This is a genomic window from Dongia soli, assembly GCF_034044715.1.
Taxonomy (GTDB): domain Bacteria; phylum Pseudomonadota; class Alphaproteobacteria; order Dongiales; family Dongiaceae; genus Dongia_B; species Dongia_B soli.
The window spans coordinates 1-20,386 of sequence record NZ_JAXCLW010000007.1 but is presented as its reverse complement, the minus strand read 5'-3'; the positions used below and the strand labels follow the sequence as shown (position 1 = coordinate 20,386).

The following is a 20,386-nucleotide window of genomic DNA, read 5'->3' as shown; positions in this document are numbered from 1 at the left end:
AGGGAGGGCTTCAATTAACAGAATCAGGGAAATCCTGCTGCCGTCGCGAACCCGACCAGCCATGATCGGAGCTGGAGCGCTCATCGTCCCGATCGCGCTAATCGCGCTCATCGCAGGCACCCTCCTTGGCCCCGCCGAACAGCGGATCGTCATCATCTTCCTGATCAATTTAATCGCTGTCGTCGCCAACGGGCTCTATTCCGGCAATTCCGGCATCACTAGTTTTGGCCACCTCGGATTTATGGGTGTCGGCGCCTATCTCTCCGCCATTCTCACGATGCCTCCATCATTGAAGGCGACCGTACTGCCAAATTTGCCGGGCTTTCTTGCCGCTGCGCATATGGGCCTCAATGAGGCGGCTATCGTAAGCATGCTGATCGTGGGCGTCTTCGCCTTCGTGGTCGGCATTCCGCTGTCCCGCCTCAGCGGGTCCGCAGCTTCCATCACCACTCTCGCTTTTCTGGTGATCGTCCATAGCGTCTTGAATGGTGCCACGGATTTCACCCGCGGCAGCCAGACATTCTATGGGGTGCAACGGCTGACCACCCTCCCCTCGCTGGCCATTTGGGTGGCTGTCGCGATCTTCGTTGCGCGGCTGTTCCGCGATCTGCCGGTCGGGCTCGAACTCCGTGCGGCGAGGGAGGATGAGCTGGCCGCACGAGCGATGGGGGTGAACATCGCTCAGCGACGGCTGATTGCCTGGGTGGTGAGCGCCATGTTGATGGCTGTCGCCGGCGCCATGCTCGCGCATTTCCTCGGCGCGTTCAGCCCGAAGAAGTTCTTCTTCGTCGATACATTCAGCATCATCGCCATGCTCATCATTGGCGGAATCGGATCAGTTTCTGGCGCGGTTGCTGGCACGGCGGTTGTCACAATTATTATGGAGATTGCACGTCGCATCGAGGAGGGCCCCTTGCTGCCGAGCCTGGGCTTTCCCCAAGTGTTTGGTTTGACGCAGCTCGCCTTGGGCGTGGGCATCCTCATCGTCATGTATGGTCGACCGGGCGGCCTGCTCGGTTTCCTTGAAGTCGATGACTGGTTGGTGCGCCGCGGTAGATCCTTGGTCGGTGTTGCCCGGTCGGAGGCGTTGAGGTCCACCGCTGGTAAGCTCGAGGTCGTCGGCGTCTCAAAAAAATTTGCCGGTCTAGTTGCGTTGGACCGGGTCAGCTTTGAATTATCCGCTGGCGAGATCGTCGGCTTGATCGGCCCGAATGGCTCCGGCAAGACGACCACGTTGAATGCAATATCCGGAGCGGTGCCTCCCTCGAGCGGTGAAGTGAAGATCAACGGCTCGGCAGTGCAGGGATTATCGGCCGACAAGATCGCGCGTCGCGGAATCGGCCGGAGCTTTCAGAACATCCGGCTCTTTAAGAATCTTACAGTGTTAGAAAACATCGAGGTGGCGGTCGCAGCGAGCGCCAAGAGCGGAAGCGATATACGAGCCGAAGCGCTGGCGGCGCTGGCGGAGCTGAGCGTCGAGCATCTAGCTGACCGCAGGGCTGGTGCCCTGGCTTATGGCGAACAGCGACGGGTGGAGATCGCCCGGGCTTTGGCGTTGCGTCCACAATACCTAATGCTCGATGAGCCGGCAGCCGGCATGAATTCTGCGGAGACCCAGGCTCTCATGGGCTTGTTGCGTCAAATTCGCGACAAATACGGACTCGGCCTTCTCTTGGTCGAGCATCATCTCGAGCTGGTTATGCGTCTCTGCGATCGCGTCGTGGTCCTGAACAAGGGGCAAATGATTGCGACTGGCACGCCTTCCGAAGTGCAGAACGATCCAAAGGTGATTGAAGCTTATATCGGCCTCCGCAAACAACGCGGGGCCAAGGACAACAAGAACACCGAGATAGGGAGGAAAGCGGTATGAAGTCCAGTATGATGATTGCCGTCGCCGGGTTCCTGGGACTCGCGGCCACGATTGGAGTTGCTAACGCCGACGATCTGGTGATCGGTGGCGCGATCGGCCTCACCGGAAGCTTCGCCTATGGTGATGTCCCCGCACAAAAGGGAATGCAGCTTGCAATCGACGAGATCAACGCCGCCGGCGGCATCGGTGGCAAGACCAAGATCACGCTGAAGCTGAAAGATTCGCGTTCCGACCCGTCTCAGACCGCGATCGCCGCTCAAGAGTTGATCGATGACGGTGTCAACGTATTGGTGACGCCATGCGACGCCGATCCCTCTATCGGTGCAGGCCAGACTGCGCAGCAGGCTGGCGTCACCGCCTTCTCGACCTGCGCCTCTTCGCCGAACCTGCCGCTGGCGGTCGGTGATCACATGTTCATGAACTTCCCCGCCGACAATGTGCAAGCGACCGTCTCGGCGAAGTACGCGATCGATACCGGCTACAAGACCGCCTACATTCTGATCTCGCCGGATAGCGCGTATACGCAGCTGCCCAACTACTTCAAGACAGTCTTCGAAAAGCTGGGCGGCAAGGTGATCGCTGAGGATAATTTCAGCATGGGCCAGCAGGATTTCGGCGCCCAGGTCACCAAGATCAAATCGCTGAACCCGGCGCCTGACGTTATCATGACGGCCGCCTACGAGCCGGATTTTCCGGCTTTCATCAAGCAGCTCCGGGCCGCCGGCGTGATGATCCCGGTTATCGGATCGGACGGGATCGATTCTCCGACCACGTTCGCGCTCGGCGATGTCGCCGAGGGTGTGGTGTTCTCCACCGCTGGCTACGCGGCGCCCGGCAGTCCGCTGGAAGCCTTCAACAAGAAGTACAAGGAAAAGTACGGCAGCGACCCGGACACCATTTACGCCGCCATCGGCTATGACCTGATCAAGGTCCTGGAAGCAGCCGAGCTGAAGGCCGGTTCGACGGATCGCGCTGCAATCTGGAAGGCCGTGAGTGAGCTCGAGAATGTGCAGGGGGCGACCAGTACTATCACCTACAAGGGCACAGCCGGCATTCCGATCCGCCAGGTGGCCCTGATCAAGATCGCCAAGGGTCAACGCGAGTTCGTGCGCCAGGAAGCCCCCGACCCCGCCTTGATCCCGCCGGCGAAGCTCTGAAGACAGGTGGCATCATGCCCTTGCTGGAACTCGACCGTCTCGCCGTCAACTACGGTCCGATCAAGGCCGTGCGCGACCTCAGCTTGACCGTCGAGGCTGGCGAGATCGTCACCGTGCTCGGGGCCAATGGTGCAGGCAAGTCCACGAGCCTGCAGGCCATCGTGGGCTTGCTGCCGGTGCACCACGGAAGCATATGTTTTGACGGTCAAAACATCGCCGGGCAGAGCACTGAACGCATCGTTCGTCGCGGCCTGACCTTGACGCCGGAAGGAAGGCACATTTTTGCGCCACTGACCGTCGAAGAGAATCTGAAGATCGGCGCTGCAACGCGATCCAGCGCCGAGGAGGTGTCCCGGCAATGGGACCAGATGATGGAGCTTTTCCCGATCCTGGCCAGCCGCAAGAACCAGCTCGCAGGTACGCTCTCCGGAGGCGAGCAACAGCAGCTGGCTATTGCCCGTTCGTTGATGTCGAAACCTCGCTTGCTCTTGCTCGATGAGCCCTCGCTGGGCCTGGCGCCCCAGGTGGTGGAACTGATCTTTGATTTGATCGGGCGTCTGCGGGATATGGGCCTGACCATCCTTCTGGTCGAGCAAAACGTGCACCAGGCGCTGGATATTGCCGATCGCGGCTATGTCGTCAGCGGTGGCACGGTGGTGCTGCAGGGCACGGCCGCTGAGCTGAAGATCTCGCCGGACGTACAGAAGGCTTATCTGGGGCATGCGTGAGACGCCATGGAAATTTTGATCCAACAATGTGTGAACGCGCTCAGCCTCGGCGGCACTTATGCTCTATTGGCATTGGGGCTTGCCGTCGTTTTCAGCGTGCTTGGCATGATCAACTTTGCCCATGGCGAGATCCTGACCATCTCGGGCTACACAGTTTTCTTCTGTCTTGTCCTTAGTGTGCCCGCCGTGCTGATCGTCCCGCTTGCACTCATTGCCGCCGCGGTCACCGCCGCGCTGATGGAGCGGGTTGCATTCCGACCGCTTCGGGGTGCCACCGGGACCACGCTGTTGATTACCAGCTTCGCGGTAAGCGGCATCCTGCAGGTGCTGTTCCAGAACTTCATCTCGACAAGGCCGCGACCGGTTCCGATTCCGAATGCTCTGGCTGGCGCGCTCAGCATCGGGCCTTTCCATATCGGCGTTATCCAGACCTTGTCGATCGTGTCGACCTTTCTCAGCGTTGGCCTGCTCACCTTGTTTCTGAAGCGCACGCTGCTTGGAATGGCCATCCGCGCGGCGGCGGTGGATTTTCCGACCACCCGTCTGATGGGAGTCCGCGCCAACCGTGTGATCATGACCGCCTTTGCGATTTCAGGACTGCTTGCCGGCGTATCTGGCCTCTTATGGATCGCACAGCGCGGGTCAGTCGATCCGCTGATGGGATTCGTGCCGGTACTGAAGGCGTTCATCGCCGCGATCCTTGGCGGCATCGGGAATCTGACGGGCGCGGTCATCGGCGGTTTCTTCCTTGGTGCGATTGAGATCGGCCTGCAGGCTCTGTTACCTGATTCCGTGCAGCCGTTTCGTGATGCGATATCACTCACCCTCGTTGTCCTGGTGTTGCTCTATCGACCGCAGGGCTTGTTCGGCGCCGTGCATAGTGTTCGTCCGTGAGAGCAAAATGAGTGACAGTACCCCCTATGTCGTTGCCCAAGAGCTGCTGACGCCCGGCGATCCTCCGGTCTTTGAGGAAGCGAATGTTGAATCCCGGGATTTCGTCTTCTTCATCTGTGATCATGCGAGCCGGCGCATTCCGCAGCGGCTTGGCACCCTCGGCTTGACGGAAGAAGAAATCGGAACGCATATCGGCTGGGATATCGGTGCTGCCGATCTTGCGCGCATGCTCGCTTCAAGCCGAGATGCTTCCTTGGTACTGAGCGGCTACTCGCGTCTCGTCATCGACTGCAATCGGCCACTCGAAAGTCCAGGCTCAATCCCAGATGAAAGCGCCGGGATCGCAATCCCCGGAAACATTGCCCTCTCCGCAGCAGATATGGCGGCGCGTCGTGACGTGCTGTTCCGCCCGTACCATGCGGCGATCGCGGCGTTGCTGGATCGTCGCCGCCATGCGGGAATACCGACGCTCCTATTCTCGATGCATAGCTTCACGCCGAACTATCCTGGACAACAGAGACCATGGCATATGGATCTCGCCTATAATCGTGACAGCCGGCTTGCTAAGCTCTTACTGGAACAGGATTGGGGGCGGGCGCTCGTCGTCGGAGATAACGTCCCGTATAAGGTTGAAGACGACAGCGATTACTCTATTCCGATTCACGGCGAACGCCGTGGCCTACCCCATGTCTTGGTCGAGATACGGCAGGATACGCTGGCCGATGCCGCCGGCATCGCGTCATGGGCCGAACGTTTCGACCACCTGCTCCGCCGACTTCGTCCATCCTTGGAGCGATTGGCGACCGACTCACTATCATCAGCAAACGTGGTTAAATCATGAGCGATCTTTACCGCTTCGGGCGACCTGAAGATCTCGGCCCAGCTTTTCGCGAACAGGCCATTGATCCCCAGCGTACGGCGATCATAAGCGTCGATATGCAGAACGCCGATTGTTCTGCGAAGGTGCGTAATAAAGCGCGCGATGATGCTGAAAAAACGAAATACAGCTATTTCCATGATCGCTTGACACGACTGGTTATCCCCAACCAGCAGAAGATCCATGCGGCAGCGCGCAAGCTCGGCATGGAGAATATATATGTGGTGATCGAGAGTTTGACGCGCGATGGACGCGACCGCGGGATTGATCACAAAGCGTCATTTATCAACAACCCGCGCGGTTCCTGGCAGGCGGCCGTTATCGATGAAGTGGCCCCGGCCGAGGATGATATCATCATCAGGAAGACCGCGTCGGGACCGTTCGGCTCAACTAATCTTGACTATGTCCTCCGAAACATGGGTTTCCAATATCTGGTCATCTTTGGCGTGCTGAGCGACCAATGCGTGGAGAACACAGTGCGCGGGGCGGCTGATCTGGGCTATCTCGTCACCTTGGTTCCGGATGCCTGCGCGACCTACACTGAAGAGCGGCAGAGTGCCTCTGAGCGTGGTATCAAGGGCTATTGCCGTATTCGAAGCACAGAGCAGTTGCTGAGCGAACTCTCCCAACTCGGCTGAAATAGACACTTTCTGGCGGGTTGGTTGATCCTTCGCAGTCAGATGGCGTTCAAAAACCATCGGCGCGCAAAATTGGACAAGCGAGGCGCCTTGTTGTTGGCGCGCCCGAGGCCGAGAGCTTCGCCCGGCGGTCTTTCAGTGGCAGCTTCTTCAGGTCCTTGCCGTTGAAAACCAGTAAGTCGAAAACATAAAAACGAGGTCCTGGTCTATGCCAGCGCCGATAGCCGCCTGCAATGCACCGAAGTCGACGCGTCCCGCTCATCCGGGGCACATAGCTCGCCGTCGATATAGGCGCGTTCCCATGGCAACAAGGCCAGCTCTTTGATGAGCGAGGGGAACCGGTCCGACCAGTCATAGCCGTTTCGCGTGAACAGCCGGGCTTGCCCATGGTCAATGTCGGCCCCCATCCTGTAGCCGTCCCACTTGATCTCATGGACCCAGCCGGGTCCTGTAGGCGGCTTGGCCAGGAGAGTGCAGAGTTGGGGCGGTATGGCGGCGGAGGACTTACGCGCTGTAGGTTTCTCGAGCGTCTGCCACTGCATTGCGCCGCCTTTCTCAGGTGGAGGCGCCAGCGCATGCTTGGCCAAGAGTTTGCGCTGTGGTTCCAGACGAAGGGAGAATGGCGCCTCCGAACCAATCAACATTAATCGCGAGGTCCGGTTCAGGGACTGCGCTAAGCCTAAAGCGGCCGCCGCCGTTCTGCCGCCAAATCGATTGCGTTCCGCAACGGTGCGATCACTTCACTCTGCAGGTAAGACATCATGTGCTTAGGCAGGTCACAATCCAACTCGGCAATCACCCAGTTACAACCGTTCTCAGCTTCCCGGAGTTGCCGGATCTCTAGGCGCCGGATTTTCACCGGCTTAAAATTCATGATCTTGCTGTAGACGTACCGCTCCAGCGGCTCCCGATACATCGTGATTTTAGCCATCGGTGCACCAGCCTTTCCCCCAACCGCTCGATTTAGCAACCCAGCGGAAACGGAAGTCAATATCCAATGATAATGGGCCATAGGTCCTAACGGAACCGAAGGGACGGGACCGGGTTATTCAACCGGAGGTGACCCATGACAGACGACAAGAGCACTCGTGCACCGGAAGACGGCCGCACCGTCAATCGGCATGAAGACTATGAGGTCCGCTATTGGACTGAGAAGTGGAGTGTGTCGAAGGACGAGTTACAAAGAGCGGTGAGCAAGGTGGGGAGCCGGGCGGACGCCATCGCCCGCTATCTCGGCAAGGCGGCTTAAAAAAAAAGCCCCGCGGAGTGGGCCGCAGGGCGAGGTGGGAGGACAGTCATTATGGGCCACGCCCAAAATCAAAGGTCCCGGAGACGTGCCCAAAGGTCCTTTGTTATATGGCGCGATTGTCAGTGAGACGACGTTGTGGGTAAACCACAGCCCTAGGCTCCGGAAACCTATCAACTGACCGGAGCAACAGAAGCCTCGGTCACATCCTCTGGCCGGATACACGGAAAGATCCAGGACTTGGTGCGTCGGATGGGTTGCAAGATAGTCGAGATTATCTTCTGAGTGCCTTATCTTAATCGGGGCAATCAATATTTATGCCGCATTTAAATTGTGTCGGCGTCTTAAAGGTTATCATCCTCGTGGCGCCCGTCAGCCAGTTGCGCTACTCGGTAACATTACGGAACTTCGTGCGGACCTAGGAGGAATGCAAACGCTGCTGGCGACTACCTGGGCGACAAACCACCAGCTGTGAGCATATGCGTTAAGAATAAAGATAGAGCGCCCCACGCGGCACACATACTGGGCGATGCTCTAATTAAAATCGGCGTGGAAGCCGGATGGTTAGTCTATCCGACGGCGCGGTTGATCGAGGCACCCGGACCAGCAAATGGGCGCGATGAGCGTCAAAACCCCAGAAGATCACCAGAAGATCAATAGAGCCAACGCGTCGTCGCGCGGCTCGGCAGCCGCATTGGCGTGGGGTGTTTTGGGCCGCCTTGAGACAGGCGACCGTGGGAGAAACCGCAGAGCCTGGCGCCAAAACAAACCGGCCTGGACTTGGACGGCAATTTCTGCTTTTAACAGCTCAGATTGAGGCCCTTTTCAAGGCCTTTCCATTTTAACAACGTGATAGATGAGGTGAGATGAGAGACAAGGAGACGAGCCTAGCCGACCGGCTGAGCACGGCAGCGAAGGCAAAGCAGATCCTGCTTGAGAAGGCCCGCGCCAAGGCGGCTCACAACGATCCGGGATTCGCCGAACGCCAGGCTGCGCGGCATGTGGCTGCTATCGAGCGGGAGGCACGTGCTGCTGAACGCAAGAAGGCCAAATTGGCCGACGCGGCGCGCGAAGCCGCGGAACGGGTCGCCGCAGAGGACGCGCGCCTGCGGGCGCTCGAAGCCGAGCAAGAAGCGAAAAAAATGGAAGCTATCGAACGGGCTGCTCGCGAAGTTGCAGCGGAAGCCGAACGCAAGGCGGCACGCGACGCTCGCTACGCCGCCCGCAAGGCGCGGAAGAAGTAGGCGACCTTCCACACTGACACGCTCCTGGCCGCTCGGAGAAATCGGCGTTCGGCGACCTCGCCGGGGCTTCCCCCAACACGACTTGCCGGGCGGCCAAGCGAAGCGTATCGAACTCCACAAGGTCGAGCTGGTGGCAAAGCATTGCAGGCAATCGGCGCAGGTTTCCCCAATGGGCGTCTTCTGCGCCCTCGCCTTATCAACTTAAGGCAATCCGCAGGGGCTGGTATAAGCCGGCCCTGCCTGACTGATGACGATCGGCCAAGCATTGAGGCAAGCCGATGTTCCGCGCCGCCATTGCCAAGCGGCATTGCCTGGTGCCGGCCGATGGCTTCTATGAATGGAAAGGACCGAAAGGCGATAAGCGGACTTATCTGACCCAGATGAAGCAAAGCCAGCCATTCGCCCTGGCTTTCCGATAAGACGACGGCTGCCGAGGCCGGGAAGACGATCATCCGTTCCCTGCCGAGCAGAGGAAATGCTCTGAATTTACTTACGGACATGGCTGGACTTGCCACTCGTTCAGGTCGGGACCGCACTTGGCAGCGTGTAAAACTAAGCCAGTCCCAAGCCGCCATCGACGGCGAGAACCTGGCCCGTCAGCCATTGCGAGGCGGGGCCCGCAAGCTGGACAATCCATTCTGCGACGTCGTCGGGAACGCCGCGCCGACCGAGTGGAATCCGTGCGCGCTCGTCTTCCTTCACGGCTTCAGCCTGTTCCGCAGATAGCCCCATCATCCCGGTCAAGGCGCCGGATTCCGTGGGCCCGGCCGCGACCGCATTCACCCTTATTCCGAGCGGCGCGAGTTCGAGCGCCCAGCAGCGCGTCAGCTGTTCCAGCGCCGCCTTGCTGGCGGCGTAGTGGGATAGTCCCGCCGCCGGCCGGTGACCGAAGGTCGAGGAGATGTTGATGATGGTGCCCTTCGTCGCCCTCAGGTGAGGAATGGCGGCGCGGGCCAGCAGGCTAGGACCGAGCACATTGACGGAAAAGATGTCTGTGATCCGATCGGCTGTCGCATCCGATAACGGAAGGATAGCGCCCGCGCCGGCGTTGTTGACGAGCGCATCCACTCGGCCCCAGTTGTCGACCGCCGTGGCGATAGTCCGCCTGGCGTCTTCAGCAGAGGCGGCGTTCGCAACGATGCCCGCGATATTTTTATGCTCCGCCACCGTTTGCTCGACGGGGCCCGCGCGGCGGCCGGTGATGAGCACCCTGTCGCCTTGGTTCGCGTAACGGAGCGCGGCCGCCCGACCGATGCCAGAGCTGCCGCCCGTTATGATCATGACCTTTTCGTTCTGCATGTTCGTTCGCCTCATCTGTAAAGTTCGAAATTGGTCAAAGCGGACATAAACGACCGCTTCGGTTCCAGCGGCTCAGTGGTTGCGAGGTATTGAACCAGGGCGAGAACTCATACGCGCCCTGGTTCTGCCTGGCCTTAACCCAACGAGCGGTCAGTAGTCCCAGAAGACGGGTACGAAACGGAAGGCCTCGCCGTCGGCTGCCACCCGTCCGATCGACGGGAACGGCAGGTGAGTGGCCACCAGCATCTCGCCGCTCTTAGCTAGGTCCCGCAAAAGACGGACCCGAACGCGCGCAGCCTCTTCGGGGTCGTGTTCGAAACCGTTGTGCCAGTCGGGCTGCTCGAACCCGACAATAAACACGGCGTCGCCGGCGAACGTCAGCCCGTCACCGCCGGACGCCACGCGGACCACGCTGTGCCCGGGGGTGTGACCGCCGGTGCGACGGACGACCACGCCCGGCGCAATCTCGTGCTCCTCTTCGAACGTCCGCAGGTTGCTCCCGTACTCGCTCACGAACCGCTTCGCGGCCGACCGAAGCGCGTCCGGGAAGCCCTGTGGCATGGAGGTGTGGGAGAAATCGGGCGCCTCCCAGAATTTGACCTCGGCGGCCGCCACGTGGATCCGCAGGTCTTTACGCAGTCGCTCCTTCACCCCCTCGACGAGCAGCCCACCAATGTGGTCCATGTGCATGTGGGTCAGCACCAGGTCGGTCACGGACCCACGATCAATGCCAGCGGCCTCCAGGCGCTTGATCAACTGGCCGGCCCGCGGCAAGTTCAAGTCCGGATCGGACCCTAGTCCAGCGTCAATGAGGATGGTCTTGCCGCCGCTACGCACCACGACCACGTTCAGTGCCCAGTCGAACGCGTCCTGTGGCAGGAACATATCTTTCAGCCAGGCCGCGCGGTCGGCTGGGTTGGCGTTGTGTCCCAACATTTGGGTTGGGAGCGGCAGCACCCCATCGCTAACCACCAGCACGTCAATGTCGCCGACCTTCAGCGCGTAGCGCGACGGAACGAGCTCTTCGGGTCCCGATGTAATGGGGTCTGCGGTCGTGTCTAAGCTCATGTTTGTCTCCTGCTGAGTGTTGCGGATCATCTGTTTCATCTTTGCAAACTCCTGAGTTTGATCTTGGCGCTCGATCCTGGGCGGACCGCGGTTCCCGCGTTCGAAGCCCGGTCAATGCTGGTGATTGTTCAGAGGTCGGTCACACGCTCCGGATCGGCCGAGGCCAGCGCGGCGGCACGCTTGGCCTGCGGCGGATAGATCCACACCGTGTTGATCTCCTGCTTGGACTTCTTGGCGACCTCGCCGACCATCTCGACCTTGCGCTCCCAGCCGCGCGTGAACAAAGCGCCTGCCTCGCCGAGGTCGAGGCAGGTGACGTAGGCCTTCTGGTGATAGGGCTTGGTCGGAACGCCCAGCAGCTCCGCGGCGGCGTTGTTGCCGGCAAAGGCGCCCATTCGCGTCGCATGCTGGCACGACATCAGCGCGTAGTTGCCGACATCGTCGCACGCTGCGCGGGCAGCATCGCCGGTGGCGAACACGCCGGGCACGCCTGGCACTTGCAAACAGCGGTCGACCAGCAGCCTGCCGAAATTGTCGCGCTCGGCGGGGATCTGCTGAGTCAAGGGAGCTGCGCGAATGCCTGCCGCCCAGACCACGGTTTCGGTTTCTATATGTTCACCGTTGGACAGCGTGACGCCGGATTGGTCGAGCGAGGCGACGCCGGCGCCGAGGCGGGTTTCCACACCGAGCTTGCGCAGGGCGTCCTCGATGACGGGGCGGGGACCTTCGCCCATGTCGGGCGCAATCGCATTGTTGCGGTCGACGATGATGACGCGCGGTTTCGCATCCTTGCCGAGGATCTTGCGCAGCCGCGCGGGCATTTCTGTGGCCGCCTCGATGCCGGTGAAGCCGCCCCCGGCAACGACGACCGTATCGCGCCCGTTCTTTTCCGGGCGGTTGGCCAGGCCGTGCAAGTGCTTGTCGAGGGCGATCGCATCGTCGAGCTGATCGACGGAAAAGCCGTGCTCGGCAAGGCCGGGAATATTCGGACGAAACAGCCGGCTACCGGTGGCCACGACCAGCCGGTCATAGGAGAGCGACTTGCGTGTGCCTTTTGCCGTGGCGATCTGCACCATGCGAGATTTGGTGTCGACCGTCTCGGCGCTGCCCTGCACGTAGACGACGTCGATGGACTTGAGCACATCGAGCAGAGGCGCAGTCAACGTCTCGGGCTTCTGTTCGTAGAGCCGCGGGCGCACCACCAGCGTCGGCTCGGGCGCGACCAGCGCGATCTCGAGCTCTTCGGGTGAAACGCCCTGGATGTCGCGCAGGCGGGCGGCGGAAAGTGCAGCATACATGCCGGCAAAGCCGGCGCCGATGATGACGAGTCGCATTGTCATTTGCTCCTGTAGTTTTTAGCTTCCAAAAGTCCGCGCCTTACCGGCGCTGCCCCAGATGGGCAGCAGCGATCGAAAGAGGATCGGCTCGGGCTTTACGCCCCAGTCCAGGTGGGGAACGCGGGCGCCATCCCCGGTCATGATGGAAGTCAGTGACGGAGGTCATAGGATCGGTCCCTTGAGTTCGTCTGTCGCTCTCTCAGCGTGGGCACGACGATCTCTAGCGGACCTGGCGTGCCGCTGCCCCAGAGCGATTGCCGTCGCTATAGAGCGATTGCTGCTAACGCTTGTGCCTCCGCCGATCGCTCGGGGTTTCGCAGGTTCTGCGGATAGCCGGGAAAATATGTGTGCTTCCGCTAATGACCCCCGTAGCGGATAGATCGCACTATCCGTCAGATAGTTTACGTGAGGAGTTTGCTGAGGTAAGTTCCGTTATCAGATCAGCGACCGCCCCCACTTACTTGCTCGCGCCATCGCGGCAAGGGCTCCATCGCCACCGCAACTTTGGTATTGGATCATGAATAAGCCGATCCCGCGCGATCCGTTGCAGGACCACCCGCCCGCCATATCTGAGGCCCGTCAGAACGGCGTGTCGGTTGCCGATGGGCGTCGTGCCGATGCGGAGATGGCTCGGGTGCTGGGGACCACACCATTTCACATGGCATTGGACGCCTCCGGTGCCGGGATCGCCCACTGGAAACATGAACCATTGCACGACGTCGTCGCGCCGATGAACCACCACGTCATCATGGCTTACAACGGCTCGCTACAACGCATGGAGCGGCGGTCAGGAAGATCGGTTGCGATCGGAACGTTTCGTCCCGGGGTTGTGATCACGCGCCTCCTGGCTGCGCACGCCGGCTCGCCAACCACGTTCCGACCCACCATGGGTGGGCTGTCGCCGAAGGTCCTGCTCCGTGCCATCGAACGCTTGCGCTCGGGCAGCGACGCCGACGTCTCCCTCGATGCCCTGGCTTCCGATGCGGGCCTGTCGCGCTTCCACTTCTGTCGTGCCTTCAAGGAGAGCACCGGGCTTTCGCCGCATGCCTGGCTGCGCCAGCACCGCCTCGAGCAGGCCATGAATATGCTGCGCGACACCGACGAGTCGGTCGTCTCGGTCGCCGCGGCGCTTGGCTATGCCTCCCAGACGGCCTTCGCCGCAGCGTTCAGGAAGCTGACCGGTGAAACGCCGAGCGATTGGCGGCGGCGCATGCGTTAACAGCAATGCTCCGCGCAGGAGGTCATGCTGAACCGACGTACCACTTGGCATATGCCTTATTGCGCGACTTCCGTTTGTAGTCTCAATGCCGGCGGCGTGTTAATCTATCTGCCCTTCATCGGCCTATATGCGACTTTGATCGTCAGTTTCGCCGCCTCACCCGCCATGGCGGTTGCCTGGGCGACAACGCTGTTCAATCTGTCGATCGGGATCGTCTTCGTTGCCTTCTTACCCTGGTTCGAGCGTCAGTTCCTGCGCTCCGTAGACCGCCCTTAGCGGGCGTGCCGCCAAACTGGACGGCAGGAACGAACGCATAGCCGGTCCTCGTCGACCGAGCGTTCAAAGGAGGCGGCTCCGACAGCAGTCTGCCGGCCGATGCGGTTGTGCCCGTGCACGAAAAAACCATGCTAGCGTTTTCCGTGAGACAGAGAGCTCGGCTTGGACACCCAAGGGAGATCCTTATGCGGCGAATTCTCGTTCTTCTAGCAGCACTCGCGACTGCCGCCTGCGGCGAGAAGGCTACCGACAATGCTGAAGCGGCCCGCCCGGCCCGCGTCGTCCGGGTGGCCGATGCGAATTTGCTCGCCGGCAGAGCGCTGCCCGGCCAGGCCCGTTCAGCCCGCGAGGCTATGCTGGCATTTCGCGTTCCTGGTCGCATTTTGGAGCGCCGCGTCCGGGTCGGCGATCAGGTCAAGGAGGGCGATGTCGTCGCTACGCTTGATCCTGCGCCCTATCAGGTGGAGCTTGATCGTGTCGCCTCCAGCCTGCAACGTGCCCGCGCGGCCTATGCCAATGCAGCGAGTCAGCTCGACCGCGATCGGCAACTTCTGGCAAAAGGCGTCATCGCCAAAGCGCGCTTCGAGGTCAGCGACACTACGGCCAAGCAAGCCCTCGCCGAAGTCAAATCCGTGGAGGCCGCCCAGGAGCGAGCGAAACTGGATCTCAGCTATACGCAGTTACGCGCACCCTTTGACGGTGTCGTCAGCGCTGCCTTTGCCGAAGCTTTTGCCGAAGTCAATCCGTCGCAATCCGTCATCCGACTGATCGATCCTGCGGAGATCGAGATGGTCGTGAATGTCCCGGAGTCGATGATTTCCTACGTCCCCTATATGGTCGACCTCAAGGTGACCTTCGACGCGGTTCCGGGCATTGAGATCCCCGCCGAGGTTTCCGAGATCGGACGCGAGCCGTCCGAAACGACGCGAACTTACCTCGTTAAGCTTTTGCTGACGCCCCCGCCGGGTGTCATCGTCGTGCCGGGCATGGCGGGTCAAGCCCGCGGCCGGCCGGGGCCGGAAATTGCCAAGGAACTGCAAGGAGTCCTGATTCCCCTGTCAGCCACCTTCTCGCCGGACGATGCCACCCGCAGCTTCGTCTGGGTGGTGAATGAGGGCGCGAAGACCGTGCATCGTCAGCCGGTCACCTTGGGTGAACCCGTGGTCGGGGGCGTCAGCGTGACGGAAGGGCTCGCGTCCGGCAATCTGATCGTCACTGCCGGCGTGCACAGTCTCCGAGAAGGCCAAGCCATTCGCGTCTCCGAACCGTGAGGAGGCTGGCATTATGAAGCTGCCTGAGCTCGCCCTCCGTAATCGCACCTTCACGTTGTTCGCTGTGGTCCTCCTGGTGCTGGCCGGCATCGCCGCCTTCTTCTCCCTCGGCCAATTGGAGGAGCCAGATTTCACCATCAAGGTGGCCGTGGTTTCGACCCCCTATCCCGGCGCCACCCCGATCGAGGTCGAACGCGATGTCACCGACCGGATCGAAACCAAGCTGCAGGAGCTTAAGCAGGTCGATCACCTCGAATCTTCGTCGCAAGAAGGTTTGTCTGTGGTCAAGGTCTTCATCAAGCCCACCTACACCTCGGCCCAGATTGCCCAGGTCTGGGATGAGCTGCGCCGCAAGGTGGGGGATGTTGCGCCGCAACTGCCGCAGCGCGCCGGTCCTTCCGCCGTGAGTGACGATTTCGGCGATGTCTATGGCCTGCTGCTTGCCCTCACGGGCGATGGCTACACTCCGGCCGAGCTCAAGCAATATGCGACCGACATCAGGAAGGAATTGAGCCTGGTACCAGGTGTCGCGCGTGTTGCCTTATGGGGCGTGCAGGATCGCCGCATCTATCTTGATGCCAGCCTCTCCCAATTGACCCAGCTTGGTATCTCCGAGACGAACCTGGAACGTGCCATCACGCAGCAAAATGCGGTGGCGGCGGCGGGCTCGGTGGCACTCGCCAACCAACGGGTCGCCGTGACGCCGTCCGGCCAGTTTCCTACCGTCGATTCCATCGCCGATCTCCTGGTCCAGGCCTCTCCCTTGGAAAGCTTTCAGCAGACTGGCAGCGCTCAACGTCAGAGCGACCTGATCCGGATCGGCGATGTTGCCAAGGTCGACCTCGGCTACCGCGATCCTCCCTTGACCCTGATGCGGTATAACGGACAGCCGGCAATAACTATCGCCATTACCAATCAGCCTGGCGTCAATGTGGTGGAATTGGGGAAACGGGTCGATGTCCGCCTGGCACAGCTGGTCGCCGACCTGCCGATCGGCATCGACGTGCATAAGGTTCATTGGCAGTCCGAGCTGATTGATTCCGCCGTACGCTCCTTTTTCATCAGCCTGGCAGAGGCGGTGGCGATCGTCCTGGCGGTCTTGTGGCTGGCCATGGGTTGGCGCATGGGCATCGTGATCGGCTCCAGCATCATCCTGACCATCCTCGGCACTTTTGTCGTGATGGCCGGCATGGGCATCGATCTGCAGCGCATGTCGCTGGGTGCTCTGGTGATCGCGCTTGGCATGATGGTCGACAATTCGATCGTCGTCGCCGAGGGAGCATTGGTTCGCATGCAGCGCGGAGGCCCCCGCGAAAAAGCCGCGATCGAGGCCGCGACCCAACCGGCCTGGCCACTGCTCGGTGCGACCATTGTCGCGGTGCTGGCCTTCTATCCCATCGCCGCCTCGACCGAGAATGCCGGAGAGTATTGCGCCTCGCTATTCTCGGTCGCCGCCATCTCGCTGCTGCTGAGTTGGGTTCTCTCGGTCACTGTCACGCCGCTGCAATGCGTGCAGTTGCTGCGCCCCGCCATGGTCGCCGGTGGCGGTGCACAAAGTGGTCGCTTAGTGCGGGGCTTTCGCATCCTGCTGGAGACAGCTATCCGGCGCCGTTTCCTCACACTGATGATCGCCGTCGGCCTGCTGATCGTATCGGTGATCGGCTTCAGCCAGGTGACCAAGCTGTTTTTTCCGGACTCTTCGATGCCGAAATTTCTGATCGACTACCGCCTGGCAGAAGGCAGTCGTATCGAGGCCGTGTCCACCGATATGGCAGGTATCGAGAAGAAGCTGCTCAGCGATCCGCGCATTGCCGGCGTCGCCAGCTTCATCGGCGCAGGCCCGCCGCGCTTCTATCTACCGGTCGATCCCGAACCGCTATCGTCGAATTACGGGCAGTTCGTGGTCAATGTCCATGATCATCGTGACGTCGCTCCGCTGATCGCGTCCCTGGCCCCCTGGCTCAAGGAAACATATCCCCAGGCGACGGTTCTGCTGCGGCCCTTTGGCGTGGGTCCAGGGCTCACCTGGAAATTCGAGGCGCGCATTTCGGGTCCGGCGTCAGCCACCGGCGATAGTTTGCGCGCATTGGCGGCCAAGGGCACGGCGATCCTCCAGGCGAGTCCGCTGACCGACGTCGCCCAGACCAACTGGCAACAGCGCGTGGCGAAGTTCCAGCCGCAATTCAACGACGCCCGGGCCCGTTGGGCCGGGATCAGCCGCGACGATGTGGTGCGCGGCATCCGGCAGTCGCTCGACGGCTGGCCGCTCGGCGTCTTCAACCAGGAAGATGAAGCGCTGCCCATCGTGCTTCGCGTGAGGCAGGATGAGGGTCCCGGCAGCGATATCGGCGCCCTCCGCAATGTGCAGATCCGGCCAGCCAATGGCGCCGAAACGGTGCCCCTCGATCAGGTCATCGATGGTGTCGCGATCGGCTGGGAAGACCCCGTCATCTGGCGCCGCGACCGCAAACGCACGATTACCCTCCAGGCCAATCCCATCCGTGGCGTCACGTTGCCGACCTATATGGAGAGCGTGGCGCCGCCATTGACGGCGCTGGCCAGTACACTGCCATCCGGCTATCAGATGGAATGGGGCGGCGAATATGAGACATCGACAAAGTCTCAGGCCTCGCTGATTCCGGGCATCGTGCCGGCAGTCGGCGTCATGCTGCTGATCATCGTCGGGCTGTTCAATGCGATCCGGCCCGCGGCGATCATCATGCTGACCATTCCCTTTTCCATCGTCGGCATGACTGTCGGCTTGCTGGTGACGCGGACACCCTTTGGCTTTGTCGCCTTGCTTGGTGCGATGAGTCTCGCCGGCATGATGGTCAAAAACGCCATCGTGCTGCTTGACGAGGTGAACGCCAATATCGCTGCTGGCAAGACACCTTATGATGCAGTGATCGAGGCAGCTCTGTCGCGACTGCGCCCGGTCTTTCTCGCGGCCGCCACCACGGTGCTGGGTGTCATTCCGCTGCTGCCCGACGTGTTCTGGGCCGGCCTCGCCGTGACCATCATGGCCGGTCTGACGATCGGCACGATCTTCACCATGATCATCGTGCCAGTCCTCTATGCGACCTTGTATCGCCTGCCGACGCGCCGGCCGGCGCAGCGGGACCTGCGGCCACTGGCCCAGCCTGCGGAGATCAAGACTGGTTGAGACATGGGCTCCGTCACGTCGGAGGCGCAAAACCCCAGGTCAGCGCCGCGCTCGCCAGATAGCCGGAGACCTGCGCGAGGCCAGCCAGAGGAAAATCGCGAGTAGGACGCGGAACTCCTCGCAAGCGTTCGCTGCATTAGAACAGATCTGACACGATACGTCGATGCCATCGCCGCCTCGAAGCACCACATAGGTAACTGGCAGATCTTCAAGGGCATCGGCATCCGGATCGTTCAGCGTCAACACCGCTTCGACGCTATAGAACACGAAGCCGAGAATAAATGGATCTTCCCAAAAGCCTTCGGGCAAAGCATCGATTCGCGCCAGGGCGATCAGTGTCAGGCCGGCGAAGATGGCATGCGGTGTTTTCATCATTTCTTGTTGCTTCCCGGCTCCTGCCGCTCGCTATCGGGGTTGCAGGCTTTGAACTGCGGCCAGAAGAAGCGTTCCATGCCCCACATCGAAAGCGTGAACAGCAGCGCCCCCGGCACCGCTTCTAGCCAGGAGAGCCCCGCGCCGTAAAGGACGGCCAGCAGCGCGACAGCAAAGATGCTGAAAAGCCATAATTTCATTGCGCCGCCTCTTTCAAAATTTCCTCCGCATAGCGGCCGATCTCTTGTGCCCTCGCCCCGGCTGGGCCGCTGAGGCCGGCGGCCCCGATCGCCACGGCAATCAGCGCCCGGCCAGCGAATGGCATGTGGTGTTTTCATTTCCCGAACCTCGCGGCGAGACCCCGCGTACGAATTGACGGGTGAGCGCGTCGGGCTGTTTCGAAAAGCTCTAATGCGTCAGCGAGTGAGACAGTGCCTCTTAGGCGGAGTTCGCGGAGGCCGGCCAATTGGGCCCCGAAAATGGCATTATTTACCTGTTCAAAAGCTTTCCAAAAAAATGGCTCGGATACGGAACCCCGCACTGCCAATTGGACAACACTGCTGCGCGAAAGCAGCGTCCCGGATGACCAGCAGGTTTTCCGCATTCCTTTCCTGCTGTGCTGGCGGGTTCGTCCAGAGAGGTCGCTTCTAAAGGGGCAGTAGGACAGACGTTCGAATTGCTCGGTCTGCCGCCGTTCGCCGGTACAACGGTCCTTCTGCAAAGAGATCTTTGCGGCCTCCTGGTCAGACGGACTTACTCATCACTGACGCGAGCAAGGTATCTGGCACACGCCTTCAAACCGCCGCACCCCCCTGCAAAAAGAGAGCAACCTCGAAGGCTAAAAAAACCCGTGCGAACTGCACGGGGCGCGAGAAGCGATGTGGAAGGTCGGAGGGGCCGACCCGCATCCCAGTCGCGCTACCAGTCGTCGCTCCGACAGGCAGGTGCGACATGCCTCCTCCGGAGAGAATCCCCAGCGGTCGAAAGGTGCCGGTTTTATTTTGCGCCCTCCGAGTTGAGCCAGGCATAAGACATGCCATCTCAATCAGTCGACGATAGGTCATTATCTTCGCGCGGGCCCACTGGCATTCTGCATCAAATCGACCATCCCGTGCCGAGTGGCAGGGGACCAAGCGAAACTGGGAGAATCTGGACGTGCAGACTCACGATAGAGCCGTCTCGCCACGAGCGGCGTTTGGATGATCAAAAAAGAAACGCACCATTTCACGACTGGCATCCGGCCCACGCGAGTCAGTGTAAGAGCCAGCTTGACTTCCGCCGACCCACAGGTGTCCAACGCCATGAAGCGTCCATTTTTCCACCACCGAGCGGCCTGTGGCATCAGACTCCACTGTTCGGGTAAATTTGGTGCCCCCTGCAGCTTCGCCTCGTGTCGTTGTGGAAGAAAGCCTGGCCTCACCGCGGAATTGAGTGACGATACGATCGCTGTTGCATGGGTGCACAGTCGTGTCCCCATCACCGTGAAACACAATGATGGGTACAGCGCCGATCCTGCGGGAATTCTCCGGCGCTTCAGGCTGAGACAAGGGACCTCCTTGCCGCATCGCGCGGAAAGCTGAGGCAACGTCCGTCGCAGCGCCACATGCTAGGCCGGAATGGACCCCGACGGCAGCATAAAGATCGGGGTAATTGAAGCCCATGATGGCCGCTGCCGCACCACCCGCAGACAATCCGGCAACATAGACACGCGTCGGATCCACCTTCAG

22 protein-coding genes are annotated in these 20,386 nt (G+C 60.8%); 13 read left to right on the top strand and 9 right to left on the bottom strand.

Annotated features, from left to right (window positions below; genetic code table 11):
• The first annotated feature begins 61 nt into the window (after positions 1–61).
• The 6 genes from SMD27_RS19175 to SMD27_RS19150 are packed head-to-tail and all read left to right on the top strand — an operon-like array spanning position 62 to position 6,164.
• Positions 62–1,870, top strand: coding sequence for a branched-chain amino acid ABC transporter ATP-binding protein/permease (locus SMD27_RS19175; RefSeq protein WP_320510049.1), 1,809 nt, complete (start codon positions 62–64; stop codon positions 1,868–1,870).
• Between the two features lie 8 nt (positions 1,871–1,878).
• On the top strand, positions 1,879–3,027 hold the full coding sequence (locus tag SMD27_RS19170) for an ABC transporter substrate-binding protein (protein ID WP_320510048.1): 1,149 nt from the start codon (positions 1,879–1,881) through the stop codon (positions 3,025–3,027).
• 14 nt (positions 3,028–3,041) lie between these two features.
• Entirely contained in the window at positions 3,042–3,755 is a 714-nt protein-coding gene (locus SMD27_RS19165) for an ABC transporter ATP-binding protein (RefSeq protein WP_452094330.1), read from the top strand.
• Between the two features lie 6 nt (positions 3,756–3,761).
• Positions 3,762–4,649, top strand: coding sequence for a branched-chain amino acid ABC transporter permease (locus SMD27_RS19160; RefSeq protein ID WP_320510046.1), 888 nt, complete (start codon positions 3,762–3,764; stop codon positions 4,647–4,649).
• Positions 4,636–5,490, top strand: coding sequence for an N-formylglutamate amidohydrolase (locus SMD27_RS19155; protein ID WP_320510045.1), 855 nt, complete (start codon positions 4,636–4,638; stop codon positions 5,488–5,490). The genes SMD27_RS19160 and SMD27_RS19155 overlap by 14 nt, the downstream gene beginning before the upstream one ends.
• Entirely contained in the window at positions 5,487–6,164 is a 678-nt protein-coding gene (locus SMD27_RS19150; RefSeq protein ID WP_320510044.1) for a cysteine hydrolase family protein, read from the top strand. Before SMD27_RS19155 ends, SMD27_RS19150 begins: the two co-directional genes overlap by 4 nt.
• 206 nt (positions 6,165–6,370) lie before the next feature.
• On the opposite strand, the gene SMD27_RS19145 is transcribed toward SMD27_RS19150, so the two are convergent.
• Together SMD27_RS19145 and SMD27_RS19140 are read right to left on the bottom strand one after the other, a co-directional pair.
• The gene (locus tag SMD27_RS19145) at positions 6,371–6,706 is read right to left on the bottom strand and encodes an ATP-dependent DNA ligase (RefSeq protein WP_320510043.1); all 336 of its coding nucleotides are present in this window, start codon (positions 6,704–6,706) and stop codon (positions 6,371–6,373) included.
• Positions 6,707–6,843: 137 nt separating this feature from the next.
• The gene (locus SMD27_RS19140; protein ID WP_320510042.1) at positions 6,844–7,095 is read right to left on the bottom strand and encodes a hypothetical protein; all 252 of its coding nucleotides are present in this window, start codon (positions 7,093–7,095) and stop codon (positions 6,844–6,846) included.
• 135 nt (positions 7,096–7,230) lie between these two features.
• Here SMD27_RS19140 and SMD27_RS19135 point away from each other — a divergent pair, with 135 nt between their 5' ends.
• The 3 genes from SMD27_RS19135 to SMD27_RS19125 all read left to right on the top strand — a co-directional run bounded on the left by SMD27_RS19135 (position 7,231) and on the right by SMD27_RS19125 (position 9,073).
• Positions 7,231–7,413 (top strand): DUF3606 domain-containing protein, encoded by a 183-nt coding sequence (locus SMD27_RS19135; RefSeq protein WP_320510041.1) that lies wholly within the window; start codon positions 7,231–7,233, stop codon positions 7,411–7,413.
• An 863-nt stretch (positions 7,414–8,276) separates the two neighbouring features.
• On the top strand, positions 8,277–8,654 hold the full coding sequence (locus SMD27_RS19130; protein WP_320510040.1) for a DUF6481 family protein: 378 nt from the start codon (positions 8,277–8,279) through the stop codon (positions 8,652–8,654).
• A 278-nt stretch (positions 8,655–8,932) separates the two neighbouring features.
• Entirely contained in the window at positions 8,933–9,073 is a 141-nt protein-coding gene (locus SMD27_RS19125; protein ID WP_320510039.1) for an SOS response-associated peptidase family protein, read from the top strand.
• Between the two features lie 133 nt (positions 9,074–9,206).
• Here the strand turns inward: SMD27_RS19125 and SMD27_RS19120 are convergent, their stop codons facing one another.
• The 3 genes from SMD27_RS19120 to SMD27_RS19110 form a co-directional block, all read right to left on the bottom strand.
• Complete coding sequence (locus SMD27_RS19120) at positions 9,207–9,953, bottom strand: SDR family NAD(P)-dependent oxidoreductase (protein ID WP_320510038.1); 747 nt, start codon at positions 9,951–9,953, stop codon at positions 9,207–9,209.
• Positions 9,954–10,103: 150 nt separating this feature from the next.
• Complete coding sequence (locus SMD27_RS19115) at positions 10,104–11,060, bottom strand: MBL fold metallo-hydrolase (RefSeq protein WP_320510037.1); 957 nt, start codon at positions 11,058–11,060, stop codon at positions 10,104–10,106.
• A gap of 89 nt (positions 11,061–11,149) precedes the next feature.
• Positions 11,150–12,355, bottom strand: coding sequence for an NAD(P)/FAD-dependent oxidoreductase (locus SMD27_RS19110; protein WP_320510036.1), 1,206 nt, complete (start codon positions 12,353–12,355; stop codon positions 11,150–11,152).
• Positions 12,356–12,875: 520 nt separating this feature from the next.
• On the opposite strand from SMD27_RS19110, the gene SMD27_RS19105 reads away from it, so the two are divergent.
• The 4 genes from SMD27_RS19105 to SMD27_RS19090 all read left to right on the top strand — a co-directional run bounded on the left by SMD27_RS19105 (position 12,876) and on the right by SMD27_RS19090 (position 18,287).
• Complete coding sequence (locus SMD27_RS19105; protein ID WP_320510035.1) at positions 12,876–13,577, top strand: helix-turn-helix transcriptional regulator; 702 nt, start codon at positions 12,876–12,878, stop codon at positions 13,575–13,577.
• A gap of 24 nt (positions 13,578–13,601) precedes the next feature.
• Positions 13,602–13,853 (top strand): hypothetical protein, encoded by a 252-nt coding sequence (locus SMD27_RS19100; RefSeq protein WP_320510034.1) that lies wholly within the window; start codon positions 13,602–13,604, stop codon positions 13,851–13,853.
• Between the two features lie 185 nt (positions 13,854–14,038).
• Positions 14,039–15,124 carry an efflux RND transporter periplasmic adaptor subunit gene (locus tag SMD27_RS19095; RefSeq protein WP_320510033.1) on the top strand — a complete coding sequence of 362 codons (1,086 nt, stop codon included), beginning with the start codon at positions 14,039–14,041 and terminating at the stop codon, positions 15,122–15,124.
• Positions 15,125–15,137: 13 nt separating this feature from the next.
• Complete coding sequence (locus SMD27_RS19090; RefSeq protein ID WP_320510032.1) at positions 15,138–18,287, top strand: efflux RND transporter permease subunit; 3,150 nt, start codon at positions 15,138–15,140, stop codon at positions 18,285–18,287.
• Between the two features lie 39 nt (positions 18,288–18,326).
• Here SMD27_RS19090 and SMD27_RS19085 read toward each other — a convergent pair whose 3' ends face one another.
• The 4 genes from SMD27_RS19085 to SMD27_RS19070 all read right to left on the bottom strand — a co-directional run.
• A complete protein-coding gene (locus tag SMD27_RS19085) occupies positions 18,327–18,662 on the bottom strand; it encodes a hypothetical protein (RefSeq protein WP_320510031.1) in 336 nt (111 codons plus the stop codon).
• The gene (locus SMD27_RS19080) at positions 18,659–18,859 is read right to left on the bottom strand and encodes a hypothetical protein (RefSeq protein ID WP_320510030.1); all 201 of its coding nucleotides are present in this window, start codon (positions 18,857–18,859) and stop codon (positions 18,659–18,661) included. Before SMD27_RS19080 ends, SMD27_RS19085 begins: the two co-directional genes overlap by 4 nt.
• A complete protein-coding gene (locus tag SMD27_RS19075; RefSeq protein ID WP_320510029.1) occupies positions 18,856–18,984 on the bottom strand; it encodes a hypothetical protein in 129 nt (42 codons plus the stop codon). Before SMD27_RS19075 ends, SMD27_RS19080 begins: the two co-directional genes overlap by 4 nt.
• A gap of 838 nt (positions 18,985–19,822) precedes the next feature.
• Positions 19,823–20,386: extracellular catalytic domain type 1 short-chain-length polyhydroxyalkanoate depolymerase (locus SMD27_RS19070; protein ID WP_320510028.1), on the bottom strand; the 564-nt coding region annotated here is incomplete at its 5' end.